This window comes from Streptomyces antimicrobicus, from assembly GCF_020532625.1.
In the GTDB taxonomy this organism is placed as follows: Bacteria; Actinomycetota; Actinomycetes; order Streptomycetales; family Streptomycetaceae; genus Streptomyces; species Streptomyces antimicrobicus.
Map to the genome: position 1 here is coordinate 1 of NZ_JAJAUY010000017.1, position 15,890 is coordinate 15,890.

The 15,890-nt window shown below is 74.7% G+C and carries 15 protein-coding genes; 6 read left to right on the forward strand and 9 right to left on the reverse strand.

Going from position 1 to position 15,890, the window contains the following annotated elements:
- Positions 1–42 precede the first annotated feature (42 nt).
- The 8 genes from LG632_RS06910 to LG632_RS06945 form a co-directional block, all read right to left on the reverse strand.
- Positions 43–1,431, reverse strand: coding sequence for a GlnX family signal transduction membrane protein (locus tag LG632_RS06910; RefSeq protein WP_226725938.1), 1,389 nt, complete (start codon positions 1,429–1,431; stop codon positions 43–45).
- 201 nt (positions 1,432–1,632) lie between these two features.
- Positions 1,633–2,643: an N-acetylglucosamine kinase gene (locus LG632_RS06915; RefSeq protein WP_226725939.1), complete on the reverse strand. Its 1,011-nt coding sequence runs from the start codon at positions 2,641–2,643 to the stop codon at positions 1,633–1,635.
- On the reverse strand, positions 2,634–3,899 hold the full coding sequence (locus tag LG632_RS06920) for a 6-phospho-beta-glucosidase (RefSeq protein WP_226725992.1): 1,266 nt from the start codon (positions 3,897–3,899) through the stop codon (positions 2,634–2,636). Before LG632_RS06920 ends, LG632_RS06915 begins: the two co-directional genes overlap by 10 nt.
- Positions 3,900–3,913: 14 nt before the next feature.
- On the reverse strand, positions 3,914–4,753 hold the full coding sequence (locus LG632_RS06925; RefSeq protein WP_226725940.1) for a carbohydrate ABC transporter permease: 840 nt from the start codon (positions 4,751–4,753) through the stop codon (positions 3,914–3,916).
- Positions 4,750–5,676: a carbohydrate ABC transporter permease gene (locus LG632_RS06930; RefSeq protein ID WP_226725993.1), complete on the reverse strand. Its 927-nt coding sequence runs from the start codon at positions 5,674–5,676 to the stop codon at positions 4,750–4,752. The genes LG632_RS06925 and LG632_RS06930 overlap by 4 nt, the downstream gene beginning before the upstream one ends.
- Positions 5,677–5,766: 90 nt before the next feature.
- Positions 5,767–7,101, reverse strand: a complete 1,335-nt coding sequence (locus LG632_RS06935) for an ABC transporter substrate-binding protein (RefSeq protein WP_226725941.1) — start codon at positions 7,099–7,101, stop codon at positions 5,767–5,769.
- Between the two features lie 75 nt (positions 7,102–7,176).
- The gene (locus tag LG632_RS06940) at positions 7,177–8,391 is read right to left on the reverse strand and encodes an ROK family transcriptional regulator (protein ID WP_226725942.1); all 1,215 of its coding nucleotides are present in this window, start codon (positions 8,389–8,391) and stop codon (positions 7,177–7,179) included.
- Between the two features lie 163 nt (positions 8,392–8,554).
- Complete coding sequence (locus tag LG632_RS06945; RefSeq protein ID WP_226725943.1) at positions 8,555–9,637, reverse strand: mechanosensitive ion channel family protein; 1,083 nt, start codon at positions 9,635–9,637, stop codon at positions 8,555–8,557.
- Between the two features lie 289 nt (positions 9,638–9,926).
- Here LG632_RS06945 and LG632_RS06950 point away from each other — a divergent pair, with 289 nt between their 5' ends.
- The 4 genes from LG632_RS06950 to LG632_RS06965 all read left to right on the forward strand — a co-directional run bounded on the left by LG632_RS06950 (position 9,927) and on the right by LG632_RS06965 (position 13,194).
- On the forward strand, positions 9,927–10,466 hold the full coding sequence (locus tag LG632_RS06950) for an HNH endonuclease (RefSeq protein ID WP_226725944.1): 540 nt from the start codon (positions 9,927–9,929) through the stop codon (positions 10,464–10,466).
- Between the two features lie 143 nt (positions 10,467–10,609).
- Complete coding sequence (locus LG632_RS06955; RefSeq protein WP_226725945.1) at positions 10,610–10,855, forward strand: hypothetical protein; 246 nt, start codon at positions 10,610–10,612, stop codon at positions 10,853–10,855.
- Between the two features lie 13 nt (positions 10,856–10,868).
- Entirely contained in the window at positions 10,869–12,908 is a 2,040-nt protein-coding gene (malQ, locus tag LG632_RS06960) for a 4-alpha-glucanotransferase (protein ID WP_226725946.1), read from the forward strand.
- A gap of 55 nt (positions 12,909–12,963) precedes the next feature.
- The gene (locus tag LG632_RS06965) at positions 12,964–13,194 is read left to right on the forward strand and encodes a hypothetical protein (RefSeq protein ID WP_226725947.1); all 231 of its coding nucleotides are present in this window, start codon (positions 12,964–12,966) and stop codon (positions 13,192–13,194) included.
- A gap of 121 nt (positions 13,195–13,315) precedes the next feature.
- On the opposite strand, the gene LG632_RS06970 is transcribed toward LG632_RS06965, so the two are convergent.
- Complete coding sequence (locus LG632_RS06970) at positions 13,316–13,825, reverse strand: MarR family winged helix-turn-helix transcriptional regulator (RefSeq protein WP_226725948.1); 510 nt, start codon at positions 13,823–13,825, stop codon at positions 13,316–13,318.
- 109 nt (positions 13,826–13,934) lie between these two features.
- Here LG632_RS06970 and LG632_RS06975 point away from each other — a divergent pair, with 109 nt between their 5' ends.
- Together LG632_RS06975 and LG632_RS06980 are read left to right on the forward strand one after the other, a co-directional pair.
- Complete coding sequence (locus LG632_RS06975) at positions 13,935–14,918, forward strand: EamA family transporter (RefSeq protein ID WP_226725949.1); 984 nt, start codon at positions 13,935–13,937, stop codon at positions 14,916–14,918.
- 12 nt (positions 14,919–14,930) lie between these two features.
- Positions 14,931–15,890, forward strand: coding sequence for a DMT family transporter (locus LG632_RS06980; protein ID WP_374203417.1), 960 nt, complete (start codon positions 14,931–14,933; stop codon positions 15,888–15,890).

Consider the following 15,890-nt stretch of genomic DNA (forward strand, 5'->3'; position numbering starts at 1 on the left):
CCCCTGGCGCGGCGCTGCCCCTCGGTGTCGGGTCCATGGGTCTCACCTGTACTCCGAAAGACGGCGGCCGATGCCGAGGAGGGCGGCCGCGGCGGCGGTCAGGGTCAGGGCGACGGTGCCCGGGACGAGGCCGGTCAGCGCGGCCAGGCCGCCCCGGGCGACCTCGGTGAACTCGGCCTGCTCGTGGGTCACCGCCTGTTCCAGGGAGGCGTCCACCACGTCGAAGGAGGCGCCGCTGCTGTCCCGGCCGCCGATCACCTTGGGCAGCGCGCTCTCGTAGTCCCCCTTCAGGTCCGCCTCGCGGGCCTGGGCGTGCCGTTCCTTCCACTGCTGGACCCCGGCCGCCGCCCGGCGCAGCGGGGCGCGCCCCGCCTCGTCGTCGGCCAGCCGCAGGGCCGCCGCGAGGCCCGAGTCCAGCGCGTCCATGTTCCGGGCGAAGTCGACCTCGTACTTGTCGGACTTCCTGTCCGCGGCCTGGACGGCGCCCCGCGAGATCATCGTCAGGTTCTCGTCGGCCCGCGCCTGGAGCGCCGCCACCCGGGCGGCGTCCAGCACCTTCAGGGACTCCTGCCCGCCCGAGCGGGCCTCGCCCAGCTCCGCCCGGGCCACCCCGTGCCCCACCGCCAGCCACAGCAGGGCCACGGCCGTGGCCGCCGTGGCGGCCACCAGTCCGGGGTTGAACACCCGGTGCGTACGCCGGTACTCGCGCCGCTGCGCCCAGCCGAGCGCGCCCAGCGCGGCCAGTCCCGCCACCAAGGCGGCCGGCGGCCAGGCGCGGGCGTCGTCGTGGTCCTCGTGGAGCCGGCGGGTCTCCGCCTCGTACAGCCGCTGGGCGGCGGGCAGCAGCAGGGTGCTCATCTGCTCGTTGGCGTAGCGCAGGTAGGCCCCGCCCAGCGGCAGGCCCTGCCGGTCGGTGGCGCGGGCCTGCTCGACCAGGCCCGCGTACCGGGGCAGTTGCTCGCCGAGCAGGGCGATCTCGCGCCGGGAGCCCGCGTCGTCGTCGCCGGCGTCCTCCCCCGCGTCGGCCGCGGCCTCCACCAGCAGCCGCGAGGCCGTCGCGATGTCCTTCTCGTACCGCTCGCGCAGCTCCCGGGGCTCCTGCCCGCCGGTGAGGAAGCCGCTGGAGGCCGCCGCGTCCGCGTCCGCCAGCGAGCGGTAGATGCTCGCCGCGCCGGCGGCCAGCGGCTGGCTGCGGCCCACCACGTCCTCGGCGGCCGCGGTCCGGTCGGACACCTCCCAGCCGGCGGCCACGCCGAACAGCACCGCCAGGGCGGCCAGCACGGCGCCGACGATCCGCAGCCGGCCCGGCTCGGTCGTGGCGGCGCGCCGCACCCGCTCGGCGCCCTCGGCGAACGCCGTGCCGCGCCGCGGCGGCGCCACCGGGGCCGTGCCCCCGGCCGCGGGCGCGTGCGCGCGCGACGTGATCGCCACCCTGACCTCCCCCTCGGTCCTGGAAACCGCTCTCCCCGGCCGGCTGCCCGGCGCTGTCGTCGCGCAGCAGTATGGCCGGACGGGAGCGTCGGCACAGCACCCGGCCCGGGATCCCGCGAGGGAGCCCCCGGCCGCGTCCTTCACCGTGAATACGCCCGCGCGGCCCCCGCGGTTCCAGTCCTGCCCACCCGCCGGGGTGGTTCACCCGAAATGGGCACGCAGTTTTCCGTGCGCCTCCGGCGGCGCACCCACGGCGTCCAGCCCCAGCAGACCCGCGCCGAGCACCGGTGGGGCGGCCACCACCGCCACCCGGGCCAGCGGCGCCCGCGCGGCCAGCCCCGCCTCGATCCGCTCGTGCAGCAGCGGGTGGCGGGCGGTGAGCACCCCGCCGCCCAGCAGCACCGGCGCCTCCTGCGCCAGCAGGTCCAGCCGGGTCAGGGCGACCACCGCCAGCGCCACCACCTCGTCGGCCTGCCGCTCGACCAGCGACCGGGCCACCAGGTCGCCTGCGGCGGCCACCGCGAACAGGACCGGCACCAGTTCGTGGGTGCGCACCGGCGGCAGCGCGCCCAGGTGCAGCGCCTCGATCAGCTCGGCCATCGAGCCCAGCCCGAAGTGCCCGGGCAGGGCCGTGCGCAGCTCGGTGGGCCCGCCCCGGCCGTCCTCGGCGCGGGCCGCCCACCACAGGGCCTCGGCCGCCAGCCCCCCGCCGCCGCCCCAGTCGCCGGAGAGCTGGCCCAGCGCTGGGAACCGGGCGGTGCGCCCGTCGGGCAGCATCCCCACGCAGTTGATGCCGGCCCCGCACACCACCGCCACCCCCCGCGCCGGCGCGCCGGGCGGCAGCCCGGCCCGCAGGATCGCGAAGGTGTCGTTGCGCACCTCGGTCGCCGCCCCCCAGCCGCGCGCGGCCAGCGCCTCCGTCAGCTGCCGTTCCTCCACCGGCAGGTCGGCGTTGGCCAGGCACGCCGACACCAGGTCCGCGTACGGGCCGGCCCCCTCCGCCCCCTCCGGCCCGGACAGCCCGGCCGCGCGCACCGCTTCGGCGACGGCCCGGCCCAGCTCGTCCACCGCCGCCTCCACCCCGCTGCGCGGCGGCTGGAAGCCACCGGCCCGGCCGGAGCCCCGTACGGTGCCGTCGCGGTCGATGAGCGCCACGTCCGTCTTGCTGTTGCCCGCGTCGACGGCGAGCACGGCGGGCCGCCTCACGCCCATGGCAGATGCTCCTTGTTGTGCGCGAGCAGCCGGTCCGTCAGGCCCTCGGCCCGCTCGAACTGCCCGACCAGCGGATGCGCGAGCAGCGCCCGGAACACCCGCTCCCGCCCGCCGCGCAGTGCCGCGTCCAGGGCCAGGTCCTCGTACGCCGCCACCTGGGCGATCAGCCCGGCGTACAGCGGGTCCAGCCGGGGTACGGCCAGCGGGACCGGGCCGCAGGCGTCCACCCGGGCCTGGACCTCGACGACCGCGTCGTCGGGCAGGAACGCCAAGGTGCCGTCGTTGCGGGTGTTGACCACCTGCACCGCCGGTCCGCCGTCGCCCAGCAGGGCGGCCGCCAGGTCCACCGCGGCCTCCGAGTAGTAGGCCCCGCCGCGCGCCGCCAGCAGTGCGGGCTTCTCGTCGAGGGCGGGATCGGCGTACAGCGCGAGCAGTTCGGCCTCCATCGCGGCGACCTCGGCGGCGCGCGAGGGCTTGGTCGCCAGCTCCCGCACCACCTCGTCGTGCGCGTAGAAGTACCGCAGGTAGTACGACGGTACGACCCCCAGCCGGTCCAGCACCTGGCGCGGCAACCGCAGGGCGGCGGCGAGTTCGTCCCCCCGGACGTCCAGCAGCCGCGGCAGCAGGTTCTCGCCGTCCGGACCGCCCAGCCGTACGCCCAGTTCCCAGGTCAGGTGGTTGAGGCCGACGTGGTCGAGGTGGAGCTCCGCGGGGGACAGGTCCAGCCAGCGGGCGAACATGCGCTGGAAGCCGATGGCCACGTTGCACAGCCCGACCGCCTTGTGGCCGGCGTCCAGCAGGGCCCGGGTGACGATGCCGACGGGGTTGGTGAAGTCGATGATCCACGCCTGCGGGTTGGCCCGGCGCACCCGCTCGGCGATGTCCAGCACCACCGGCACCGTCCGCAACGCCTTGGCCAGGCCGCCCGCGCCGGTGGTCTCCTGCCCGACGCAGCCGCACTCCAGCGGCCAGGTCTCGTCCTTCAGCCGCGCGGCCTGTCCGCCCACCCGCAGCTGGATCAGCACCGCGTCGGCGTCGGCGACGCCCGCGTCGAGGTCGCCGGTGGTGGTCACGGTGCCCGGGTGCCCCTGCCGGGCGAGGATCCGCCGGGCCAGGCCCCCGACCAGCTCCAGCCGCTCGGCGGCCGGGTCGATCAGCACCAGTTCGCCGATCGGCAGGGTCTCGCGCAGCCGGGCGAAGCCGTCGACCAGCTCCGGTGTGTAGGTGGAGCCGCCGCCCACCACGGCGAGTTTCATCGTCACGACAGTCTCTAACCCTTCACTCCGGTCAGGGTGACGCCTTCGACGAACGCCTTCTGGGCGAAGAAGAAGAGGACGATCACCGGGGCCATGACCAGCACGGTGGCGGCCATGGTGAGGTTCCAGTTGGTGTGGTGGGCGCCCTTGAAGGACTCCAGCCCGTAGCTGAGGGTCCAGGCGGCCGGATTGTCGGAGGCGTAGATCTGCGGGCCGAAGTAGTCGTTCCACAGCGCGAAGAACTGGAACAGCGCGACCGCGGCCAGCGCGGGCCGGGCCATCGGCAGCACCACCCGCAGCAGCGTCCGCACCTCCCCGCAGCCGTCGACCCGCGCCGCGTCGAGGTACTCGTCGGGGACGGTCAGCAGGAACTGGCGCAGCAGGAAGATCGAGAACGCGTCGCCGAACGCCGTGGGGACGATCAGCGGCCACAGCGTGCCGGACAGGTCCAGCTGCCGGGCCCAGAACAGGTACATCGGGATGACCACCACCTGCGGCGGCAGCATCATCATCGCGATCACCAGCAGCAGCGCCGGCCGCCGCCCGCGGAAGCGGAACTTCGCCAGCGCGTACGCGACCGGCACCGAGGACACCACGGTCAGCACGGTGCCCAGGCCCGCGTACAGCAAGGTGTTGCGCCACCAGGTCAAGAACCCGGGCGTCCGCCAGACCTGGACGTAGTTGTCCCACTCCCAGGTACGCGGCCACAGGTCGCGGGTGAGGGCCTGCTGGTCGCTCATGAGCGAGGTCAGCAGCAGGAAGACGAACGGCAGGACGAAGAAGAGGGCCGCGGCCACCCCGAGGGCGTGCACGCCGATCCAGTGGAGTACGGCCTTGCGCCGGCGCACCGTCACTCACCCGCTCCCAGCAGTCCGCCGCCCCGGCGCATCAGCAGCGCCGTGCACGCCATCGACAGGGCGAACAGCACCAGCGCCACCGCGCACGCGGTGCCGTAGTCGAAGCGCTGGAAGCCCGCGTTGTAGACGATCTGCGGCAGGGTCAGCGTGGACTTGCCGGGGTAGCCCGGCTCGAACTGCTGCCCGGAGCCGCCGATCACCCCGGCCGCCACCTTCCCCGCCACCAGCGGCTGGGTGTAGTACTGCATGACCTGGACGACCCCGGTCACCACCGCGAACAGCACGATCGGCGCGATGTTCGGCAGGGTGACGTGCCGGAACCGCTGCCAGGGCCCCGCCCCGTCCAGCGCGGCGGCCTCGTACTGCTCCTTCGGTACGTCGAGCAGCGCGGCCATGAAGATCACCATCAGGTCGCCGATCCCCCACAGCGCCAGCACGGTCAGCGCGGGCTTGGACCAGCCGGCGTCGGTGAACCAGCCCGGAGCCGGCAGCCCGGCCCCCTCCAGCAGGGTGTTCACCGGACCGGTGCCGGGGTTGAGCAGGAAGACGAAGGCCAGCGTCGCGGCGACCGGAGGAGCCAGGTACGGCAGGTGGAAGAGGGTGCGCAGCAGCCCCGCCCCCGTCCGGATCCGGGTGATCAGCAGGCCGATCCCCAGGCCGAACAGGGTCCGGCAGGTCACCACGACCACCACCAGCCACAGGGTGTTGCGCATCGCCGGCCAGAACAGCGGATAGCCGGTGAACAGGTACGTCCAGTTGTCCAGCCCGTTGAAGGCCGGCGGGCGGAAGCCGTCGTACTTGGTGAACGAGAAGTACACCGTGGACAGGAGCGGGTAGGCGAAGAAGACGCCGCACCCGATCAGCCAGGGGGAGAGGAAGGCCGCGGTCCGCAGGGCGGACCGCCGGTGCTTCCTCCTCAGCGCCGGAGCGGGGGCGGTGGCCGCGGCGGGGGCGGCGGCCGGGGCGGGCGCGGAGGCCGGGACGCAGGCGGAGGGGGCGGGCACGGCCGGTCACTTCGCCTTCGCGATGTCCGCGTCGATCTGCCGGTCGGTCCGGGCCAGACCCGCGGCGATGTCGGTGACCTCGCCCTTCTCCACGGCGTAGGCGAAGTCGGTGAAGGTCAGCTGGTAGGTGCCGCCGTCGGCCTGGGCCGGGGTGGTGCTCGACCTCGGGTGCCGGGCGATGTCCAGGAAGGTCTTGAACTCGGGCGTCACCTGGAGCTTCGGCGAGTCCAGCGCGGCCAGGGTGGAGGGCACGTTGTGGATGGCGTTGGCGAAGGCGACCACCGCGTCGGTGTCGGTGGTCATGTACTTCACCAGCTCCCAGGCGGCGTTCTGCTTCTTGCTGCCCCGGGCCATGCCCACGACGGTCCCCGACAGGTAGCCCTTGCCGTAGTCGGCGGCCTGGTCGTCGGGCACGGGCAGCGGGGCGGTGCCGATCTCGAAGGTGACGCCGGCCTCCTGCGCCATGCCCGGGCGCCACTCGCCGTCGATCTGCATGGCCACCTTGCCCTGGTGGAAGGGGTGTTCGGCGCTCCACTCGTCGCCGAAGGTCGCGCGGAACCTCTCCAGTCTCCCGTAGCCGCCGAGCTTGTCCACCAGGTCCTTCTGCGCGCTCAGCATCCGGGCGAAGGCCGGGTCCCCGGCGAGGTTGGCCCTGCCGTCGGGGGTGAAGTACGTCGGGCTCCACTGCGCGGCCAGGCGCATGGGCGTGGTCTCGTAGCCGTGGAAGGTGGGCATGATGCCGACGCGTTCGTACGAGTCCCCGCTCGGCTTGGTCAGTTGCCGGGCCACCTCCACGAACCGGCTCCAGGTCCCGGGCGGTTCGGTGATGCCCGCCTCCCGGAAGGCGTCCTTGTTGTAGACCAGCCCGTACGCGTCGTGGAGCAGCGGCAGGGTGCACTGGTTGCCGTCGAACCGGGTGTAGTCCAGCAGGGTCCGGGGGAAGACCTTGGTCGCGTCGATCCCGGACTTCGCCAGGAACGGGCCGAGGTCGGTGAAGGCGCCGGAGTTGCAGAACTTGCCGACGCTGTCGGTGGTGAACGAGGAGACCACGTCCGGGGCCTTGTCGCCGCCCGCCCGCAGGGCCTGGTTGATCTTGTCGTCGGTCATGTTGCCGGTGACCTTGACCTTGATGTTCGGGTGCGCCGCCTGGAACCGGGCGATGTTCTCCTCGATCGCCGCGACCTCGCCGGGCGCCGACCAGCCGTGCCAGAAGTTCAGCGTGACGTCGGCCTTCGGGTCGTCGGCGGCTGCCGAGCCGCTCGGTCCGGTGCAGGCGGTGGCGAGCACGCAGGTGGTGACGAGAGCGGTCGCGAGGGCGGTCAGGCTGCGGGTTCGGGGCATGGCGGTGTCTCTCTCTGCGCTGGGGACTTCCAGGGGTGGCGGTGCAGAAACGGGACGTGCGGCCGAAGCGGTCGGTCAGCGGGACGTGTCGAACACCTCGTCACGGGTGGCGGCCAGGGCGCTCTCCAGGGCGCCGCGCAGCACGGGCTGCTCCACGACCGCGCCGGCGACCAGCCGCGGCCGGGACGGCGCCAGTTCGGCGAGCTCGGCGGTCAGCAGCTCGTGCAGCGGCTCACCGCCCGCCGCGATCACCGCCCCCGACAGCACGACGATCTCCGGGTCGAGTACGGAGACCAGCGCGGCCAGGCCGGTGGCCAGGGCGGTGGCGTAGCGGGCCAGGAGCTCGCGGTACGGCCCTTCGGGCGCGGCCGCGGCCCGGGCCAGCAGGGCGGTGCCCACCGAGACCTCGCAGCTGCCGGGCCCGGTCGGGATCTCGGAGCCCAGGCCCAGTGCGGCGGCGAGCTGCGGCAGTACCTGGACACCCGCCAGGTACTGGTAGCCGCCGCCGTTGACCCGGGTGACCTGGCGGACCAGGGGGTGCCCGGGCACCGGCAGGAAGCCGACCTCGCCCGCGCCGCCGGTCCAGCCGCGGTGCAGCCGGCCGCCGAGCACCAGGGCGGCGCCGAGGCCCGCCTCGTTCCACAGCAGGACGAAGTCGTCGTGGCCGCGGGCGGCGCCGAGGTGCTGCTCGGCGACGGCCACGAGGTTGACGTCGTTCTCGTACTCCACCGGCATCGGCAGGGCCGCCGCCAGCTCGTCGAGGAGGGTGGGGGAGTGCCAGCCGGGCAGGTGGCTGGCGTAGCGCAGCCGGCCGGAGTGCGGGTCGAAGGCGCCGGGGGTGCCGACGACCAGGCGGTGGATCGCGGACTGCGGCAGGCCGGCGGCCTCGGCGGCCTCGCCGAGGGCCTCGGTGACCTGGTCGGCCACCGGGGTGCGGGAGCCGGCCGTGGGCAGTTCGAAGGTGCCGACCAGCGCGCCGGTGAGGTCGGCGACCCCGGCCAGGATCCGCTCGGGGGTGACGTCCAGTCCGGCGACGTGGGCGGCGCCCGCGTTCAGCGCGTACAGCTGGGCGTTGGGTCCGGGCCGGCCGGCGGCGGTGCCGGTGGCGACGACCAGGCCGGCGGCTTCGAGGCGGGCCAGCAGCTGGGAGGCGGTGGGCTTGGACAGGCCCGTGAGCCGGCCGATGCGGGTGCGGGACAGGGGGCCGTGGGCGAGGAGCAGCTCCAGCGCGGCCCGGTCGTTCATGGCCCGCAGCAGACTCGGGGTTCCTGGGGTCGTGCCGGAGGCCATGGCGGTGTCCGCTCCCTCGGGGAAGTGATTGTTAGGTAAGTTTCCTGTCGCTGTTCGGGGCGTGTCAATGCCGCTGCCCCCGCGGAATACGGTCCACGGGGGCAGCGGCGGGGCGCGGGGCGGCGGGCGCCGGCCCGTCCCAGGGCGCGGCGGCGGGGCCGGACTACTTGGTGATCCGGGGCGCGGCCTGCGGGGCCTGCGCGACCTGCGGCGGGATCGGCGCGGTGGCCGCGGCCTGCGGGGAGGCCGGGTTGGCCAGGGCCGACGGCGGGGCGACGGTGGCCGCCGGGTCCGGCGCGGGCTCCGCCTCCTCCTCGGCCGGCGGCATCCCGCCGACGATGGCGATGCCCGCCGCGTCGAAGGCCTCCTTGATCCGCCAGCGCAGCTCGCGCTCCACCCCGAACTGCTTGCCCGGCATCGTCTTGGCCGAGATCCGCACGGTCATCGAGGCCAGCAGCACCTCGGCCAGGCCCAGGACCTCCACCGGACCCCACAGGTCCTCGTCCCACGGGGCGTCCTTGGCCATGCCGTCCGCCACCTCCTGGAGCACCTCGCGGATCCGCTTGAGGTCCTCGCTCGGCTTGACCTGGACGTCGACGGTCGCCGTGGCCCAGCCCTGGCTGAGGTTGCCGATCCGCTTGATCTCGCCGTTGCGCACGTACCAGATCTCGCCGTTGTCGCCGCGCAGCTTGGTCACGCGCAGGCCGACCTCGACCACCTCGCCGGAGGCCACCCCCGCGTCGATCTTGTCGCCGACGCCGTACTGGTCCTCAAGGATCATGAACACGCCGGAGAGGAAGTCCGTGACCAGGTTGCGGGCACCGAAACCGATCGCCACACCGGCCACACCGGCGCTCGCCAGCAGCGGGCCCAGGTTGATCTCCAGGGTGCCGAGGACCATCAGCGCGGCCGTGCCCAGGATCAGGAACGAGGCCACCGACCGCAGGACCGAGCCGATCGCCTCCGAACGCTGGCGGCGCCGCTCGGCATTGACGAGGAGTCCGCCGAGCGTGGTGCCCTCGACGGCCTCGGCACCGCGGTTCATGCGGTTTATCAGCTTGGTCAGGGCCTTGCGCACCATCGAGCGCAGCGCCACCGCGATCACCACGATGAGCAGGATCCGCAGGCCCAGGTACAGCCATCCGGCCCAGTTCTCCTCGATGAAGCTGGCGGCGTTGGTGACGCTCTCGTGGGTGTCCCTCACCGTCGTGGACACATCCGGAACCTCGGTCGCGAGAGTGGGCATGGCTGCGGGCCAGGGCACGGCGGGAACCTCCAGATGTAGCGGCCTGCCCGCGGACGGGGGAGAGCGGGCGGGACCAACCACACTAACGGGGCATCCCCCTGCCGCCCTTGCCGGAAGTTGCCGGTGTTCGAGGGAGAGACCGGACTCACACGGGGAGGAAGAAGGTGTGCCGCAAAACACCTCGGACCCGTTACGGGCGCGTGGTGGCGCTCCTGCCAGCGGGAAGGAGAGACTGAAGACAGATCGTCCCGGCGCGAGCCACGCGCCGCCGGCGTACAAGGAGGCATCCGTGCCGCATGTCCTGGTCCTCAACGCGTCGTACGAGCCGCTCGGCGTCGTACCGCTCCGCCGCGCGCTCGTCCTCGTCCTGGAGAACAAGGCGATCTGCCTCGAGGAATCCGGCGCCTTCCTGCACAGCGCGACCAAGGTCGTCCCCGCTCCCAGCGTGGTGCGGCTCAAGCGCTTCGTGCGGGTCCCCTACCGGGGGCCCGTTCCTCTCACCCGGCGCGCGCTGTTCGCCCGCGACGGCGGCCGCTGCATGTACTGCGGCGGGGTCGCCACCAGTGTCGACCACGTCATCCCGCGCAGCCGTGGCGGCCAGCACGTGTGGGACAACGTCGTCGCCGCGTGCCGCCGCTGCAACCACGTCAAGGCCGACCGCCACCTGCTCGAACTGGGCTGGCGCCTGCGCCACCAGCCGGCCCCGCCGTCCGGCCTGGCCTGGCGCATCATCGGCACCGGCCACCGGGACCCCCGCTGGATGCCGTACCTCCAGCCGTACGGCGCGGAGGACGCCCTGGCGAGGACCGCGGCTCCGGCAGCGTCCTGACACCCGGGGGCGGCTCCCGCGCGGGGCCGCCCCCGGGGTGTCAGCTCCCTGCCACGGCAGGAGTGCGGCTGCGGTCGCTGGGTAAGGCTGCGGTGTCCCGCGCCGCCAGCGCCCCGACCGGGCCCACCCCCGAAGGAGCCCCCGTGCCTCCGCCGCAGCCGCGTACCGCCGGCCTCATCGGTTCCGCCGGCCTCACCGGTACCGCCGGTACCGCCCGCCCCGGCCGTACCACCCACCCCGCCCCGCCCGCCCGCTCGCCCCGGCCGCTCAAAAAAGCGGGGCTGGGTGCCGATACCGGTGGGGGGCCGCTGATCTGCGAGCCGCCGCTCTTCGACGAGGCACCGTTGACGAGCGAGCCCACCACGCCCGCCGTCGCCGCGGGGGACTAGACAGGGGTTGCCGATGGATCTGGCCCGGCTCGCCGGCCTGTACGGCGTCGCCACGTCCTACCAACCGTCCCAGGACGTCACCGTCCCGGTGCCCGAGGCCACGGTCCGCGCCGTGCTCGGCGTCCTCGGGGTCGACGCCTCCACGCCGGAGGCGGTCACCGCCGCCCTGGCCGCCGCCGAGGCGGCCGCCCGGTTGCTGCCGCCGGTGCTGGTCCAGTGGGCCGGGGCCGCCGCCCCGGCGGCCCTGGCCGCCCTGCCGACCGGCACCCGGATGCGGCTCGCCGCGGAGGACGGCGTCCCGGTCGCGCCCTGGCCGCCGCGCTGGACCACCGGCCCCGACGGGCCGCTGCCGGCCGGGCCGCCGCCGCTCGGCGTGCACCGGCTGTACGCCGAGACGCCCGACGGCCGCACCGGTGAGGCGGTCCTCGTCGTGGCCCCCGACCGGGCCCCCGCCCCGCCGCGGCGCAGCCACGGGCTCCTCGTCCAGCTGTACTCGCTGCTCTCCGACCGCTCCTGGGGCATGGGCGACCTCGGCGACCTCGCCGAGCTGGCCACCTGGGCGGGTCGGACCCACGGCGCCGGGTTCCTCCAGATCAACCCGCTGCACAGCGCCGTCCCCGGCACCCCCACCGACCCCTCCCCCTACCGGCCGTCGTCGCGCCGCTGGGCCGACCCGGTCTACCTGCGGGTCGAGGACGTGCCCGAGTACGGCCGGTGCACCGCCCGCACCGCGCTCGCGGCCCTGGCCGAGCAGGGGGCCGCCCTGCGCCAGGAGGTCCTGGACAAGGGCGCCCTGATCGACCGGGACGCCGTCTGGGCGGTCAAGCGGGCCGCGCTCGAACTGCTGCACGCCGTCCCGCGCGACGCCGCCCGCGCCGCGGACCTGGCCCGGTTCAAGGACGCCGCCGGCGCCGAGCTCACCGCCCACGCCACCTGGTGCGCCCTGGCCGAGCGGCACGGCCCCGACCCGCGGCAGTGGCCGCAGGACGCCGAACCCGACCCCGCCCGGGTCGACTTCCACACCTGGCTGGCCTGGCTGACCGATTCCCAGCTCGCCGCCGCCCAGCGGGCCGCCCGGGACGCCGGCATGGCGCTCGGCCTCGTCCACGACCTCGCCGTCGGCGTCCACCCCGGTGGTGCCGACGTCTGGGCCCGCCCGGAGCTCCATGCCGCGGGCACCACGGTCGGGGCCCCGCCGGACGCCTTCAACGCCCGCGGCCAGGACTGGGGTCTGCCGCCGTGGCGGCCCGACGCCCTGGCCGCCGCCGGCTACGCCCCCTACCGGGCGCTGCTGCGGGCCCTGTTCCGGCACGCCGGAGCGCTGCGCATCGACCACGTGATGGGGCTGTTCCGGCTCTGGTGGGTGCCGGGGGGCTGCAAGCCGTCCGAGGGCACGTACGTCACGTACGACGGCGAGGCCATGCTCGCGCTGCTGGTGCTGGAGGCGCACCGGGCCGGGACCGTGGTGATCGGCGAGGACCTCGGGACCGTGGAGCCGCGGGTGCGCCAGGCGCTGGCCCGGCGCGGGGTGCTCGGCACCTCGGTGCTGTGGTTCGAACGCGACTGGGAGGGCGACGGCCGCCCGCTGGAGCCGGCGGCCTGGCGCGCCGACTGCCTGGCGACCGTCACCACCCACGACCTGCCGCCCACCGCCGCCAAGCTGACCGGGAGCCACGTCGAGCTGCGCGCCCGGCTGGGCCTGCTGGCCCGGCCGGTGGAGCAGGAGAAGGCCGAGGACGCCGCCGACACCGCCGAGTGGCTGGCCCGGCTGCAGGAGCTCGGGCTGGACACCGGCGGCGAGGAGGCCGCCGTACGGGCCCTCTACGGGTTCCTGGCGCGCACCCCGGCCCGCCTGGTGGGCGTGTGGCTGCCGGACGCGGTCGGGGACCGGCGGCCGCAGAACCTGCCGGGGACCTGGGACCAGTACCCCAACGGGCGGCTGCCGGTCGCGGCCGCGGCCGGGCGGCCGGTGACCCTGGCCCGGCTGGCCGCGTCCGAGCGGGCGGACGGCCTGCTCAGGGCCGTCGCGCAGGGGGTGGGAGGGGAGGCGTGACGCGTACGGGCCCCCCGGGCGCGCGGTTCGTTCGGGCGTTCGCTACGTTTGCACCGTGGACAACAAGAACGCCCTGCGCGCCGGCGCCGTCGCGGCCGGTACGACGCTGATGATGCTGCTGATGACGTCTCCCGCGCTGGCGGTCGTGCGCGACGACGGCGACGACCCGGGCAAGGGCATCGGCGTGGCCGAGACCCTCGGTCTGTTCGTGGCCCTGCCGATCGTGCTGTTCCTGGTGATCGCGGGTCTCGTGATGGTCACCGACAAGTCGCGCAAGCAGGCCTGACACCGGCTTCACGCCGAGCGCCGGCGGTCCAGGGGGACCGCCGGCGCTTCGTCGTGTCCGCGGCCGGGGCGGCGGGCCGCGGGCGGACCGGCGGGGGCCGCCCGGCAGGGCCTGCGCACCGTCAGCCCGTCACGCCTTCCGCCAGCTTGCGCAGCAGCCCGGCCAGGGCTGCGCTCTCCTCGTCGGAGAGTCCGGCCAGAGCCTCCCGCTGCACCTGGAGTCCGGCGACGACCGCCGCGTCCACCACGTCCAGCCCGTGCTCGGTGAGGGTGACCCGAAGTCCCCGCCGGTCGTGCGGATCCGGCTGCCGGCACAGCAGCCCGGCCTTCTCCAACTTGTCCAGCCGCCCCGTCATCCCGCCGGTGGTGAGCATCAGCGTCGCCGAGAGCTGACGCGGCGACAGCGTGTACGGCTCGCCCGAGCGGCGCAGCGTGGCGATGACGTCGAACTCGCCGCGGGAGATCCCGAACGGGGCGTAGGCGCGCTCCATCCGCTCCTCCATCGCCCGGCCGATCCGGTAGATCCGGCCGAAGACGGCCATGGGCGCCGTGTCCAGCTCGGGCCGGACGGCGTACCACTGGGCGGCGATGGCGTCGACGGCGTCGTGGCCGGTCCCCTTGCTCTCGGTCATGGCGGAAGTATCGGCTCCCTTCCCACTCGACGGCAAGAAAGCAGCTTGACGGCAAGTAGCTTAGCGGTAAGCTACTTGCCATCGATCTAATTCGAGGGGGAACGACCGCATGAAGCGCCTCGGCACCATCGCCCTGACCGCACTCGCACCCGTCTCATGGGGCTCGACCTACGCCGTCGCCACCGAGCTGCTGCCGCCCGACCGGCCGCTGTTCACCGCCGCGATGCGGGCCCTGCCCGCCGGCCTGCTGCTCACCGCCCTCGCCCGCACCCTGCCGACCGGGGCGTGGTGGTGGAAGTCCGCCGTCCTGGGCACCTTGAACATCGGCGCCTTCTTCCCCCTGCTGTTCCTCGCCGCCTACCGGCTCCCCGGCGGGGTGGCCGCCGTGCTCGGTTCCGCCGGCCCGCTGTTCGTGGCCGGGCTCGCCGCGCTCGTCCTCGGCGAACGGGCCGGCCTGCGGACGGTCCTCACGGCGGTCACCGCCGCCCTCGGCGTGAGCATGGTCGTCCTGACCGCCCAGGCGCAGCTCGACGCCCTCGGGATCGCCGCCGGGCTGGTCTCCTCCGCGTCCATGGCCGCGGGCACCGTCATGACCAAGCGGTGGGGGCGGCCCGAGGGCGTGGGCCCGCTGGCCGTCACGGGCTGGCAGCTGACCGCCGGCGGGCTGGTCGTCGTACCGGTGGCGGCCCTGGTGGAGGGCGCCCCGCCGGCCCTCGACGGCAAGGCGTTCCTGGGCTACGGCTACATGATGCTGATCAGCACCGGGATCGCGTACTGGCTGTGGTTCCGGGGCATCGGCCGGCTCAGTGCCACCTCGGTCACCCTGCTCGGCCCGCTCTCCCCGCTCACCGCCGCCGTGATCGGCTGGGCCGCGCTGGGGCAGTCGCTGACGCCCGTGCAGCTGGCCGGCATGGCCCTCGCCTTCGCCGCCACCGTCTTCGGTCAGCTGCCCCCGCGCGGGTCGCGCCGGGTCCGCGCGGCGCGGCCCCAGGAATCGTTCAGCACCACTGAACGTATCGATCGAAACATTTCGATGGACCTGAGCAATGCGGCGGTGCGACCTTTGACGGGCAGCACCACCCACCGCCCCTGACGAGGAGACCCCGTGTCCGTCCTGGACCCCGCCCGCACCCCCGCGCCGCCGCACCGGCCCGCAGCACCGCCCGGCCCCGGCCCGGGCTCCCGCTCCGGCACCGGGCAGCGCGCGGGCGGGCTCGGGGTCCTGCTCGCGCTGGTGGCGACGGTCGTCTGGTCCGGCAGCTTCGTCGCCACCCGGGACATGGCCGACTCGGTCCCGCCCGTCCAGGCCGTCTTCTGGCGGTGGGTCGTCGCCCTGCTGGCCGTCGCCCCCTTCGCCGCCCGCGCGGCCTGGCGGCAGCGGGCGCTGATCCGCCGCCACCTCGGCTTCGTGAGCCTGGCCTCGCTGTTCGGCGTCGCCCTCTACAACACCCTCGTCCACCAGGCCGGACTGACCACCTCCGCCTCCACCATGGGCATGATCATGGCCGCCTCCCCGGTCCTCATGGCGCTGTACGCCCGGATCGGCGGGGAGCGGCTCGGCGCGCGGCGGACCTTCGGGCTGCTGCTGGCGGCGTTCGGGGTGCTGCTGCTGGTCGGCGACGGGTCGCTCGGCTTCGACTTCGCCGCCGGCGACCTGTGGATGTTCGCCGCCGCCCTGTCCTTCGCCACCTACAGCGCGCTGCTGCGGCGCAAGCCCGAGGAGATCGAGGGGCCGGTCTTCCTGCTGACCACGTTCGTCCTCGGCGCGCTGATGCTGGCGCCCGCGTACGGGATCTCGCTCGCGGTGCAGGGCGGGTTCGAGGCCACCGCCGGGACGGTGGGGCCGCTGCTGTACGTCGGCGTGTTCTCCTCCGCCGTCGCGTTCTTCGCCTGGAACAAGGCGGTCTCCCTGATCGGCGCCGCCCGCGCCGGCGTCGTCTACTACCTCCAGCCCGTCTGCGTCGCCCTGCTCGGCTTCCTGCTGCTCGGCGAGCGCACCGGCCCCGCCGAACTGCTGTGCATGGCGCTGATCCTGGGCGGGGTCACCCTCGGGGCGCGCCGGTAG

What these genes read in the sequence shown, in the direction of transcription:
- LG632_RS06915 (WP_226725939.1), bottom strand. Translation starts at nt 2,643, where the DNA reads ATGGGCGTGAGGCGGCCCGCCGTGCTCGCCGTCGACGCGGGCAACAGC.
- LG632_RS06920 (WP_226725992.1), bottom strand. Translation starts at nt 3,899, where the DNA reads ATGAAACTCGCCGTGGTGGGCGGCGGCTCCACCTACACACCGGAGCTG.
- LG632_RS06935 (WP_226725941.1), bottom strand. Translation starts at nt 7,101, where the DNA reads ATGCCCCGAACCCGCAGCCTGACCGCCCTCGCGACCGCTCTCGTCACC.
- LG632_RS06940 (WP_226725942.1), bottom strand. Translation starts at nt 8,391, where the DNA reads ATGGCCTCCGGCACGACCCCAGGAACCCCGAGTCTGCTGCGGGCCATG.
- LG632_RS06945 (WP_226725943.1), bottom strand. Translation starts at nt 9,637, where the DNA reads ATGCCCACTCTCGCGACCGAGGTTCCGGATGTGTCCACGACGGTGAGG.
- malQ (WP_226725946.1), top strand. Translation starts at nt 10,869, where the DNA reads ATGGATCTGGCCCGGCTCGCCGGCCTGTACGGCGTCGCCACGTCCTAC.
- LG632_RS06970 (WP_226725948.1), bottom strand. Translation starts at nt 13,825, where the DNA reads ATGACCGAGAGCAAGGGGACCGGCCACGACGCCGTCGACGCCATCGCC.
- LG632_RS06975 (WP_226725949.1), top strand. Translation starts at nt 13,935, where the DNA reads ATGAAGCGCCTCGGCACCATCGCCCTGACCGCACTCGCACCCGTCTCA.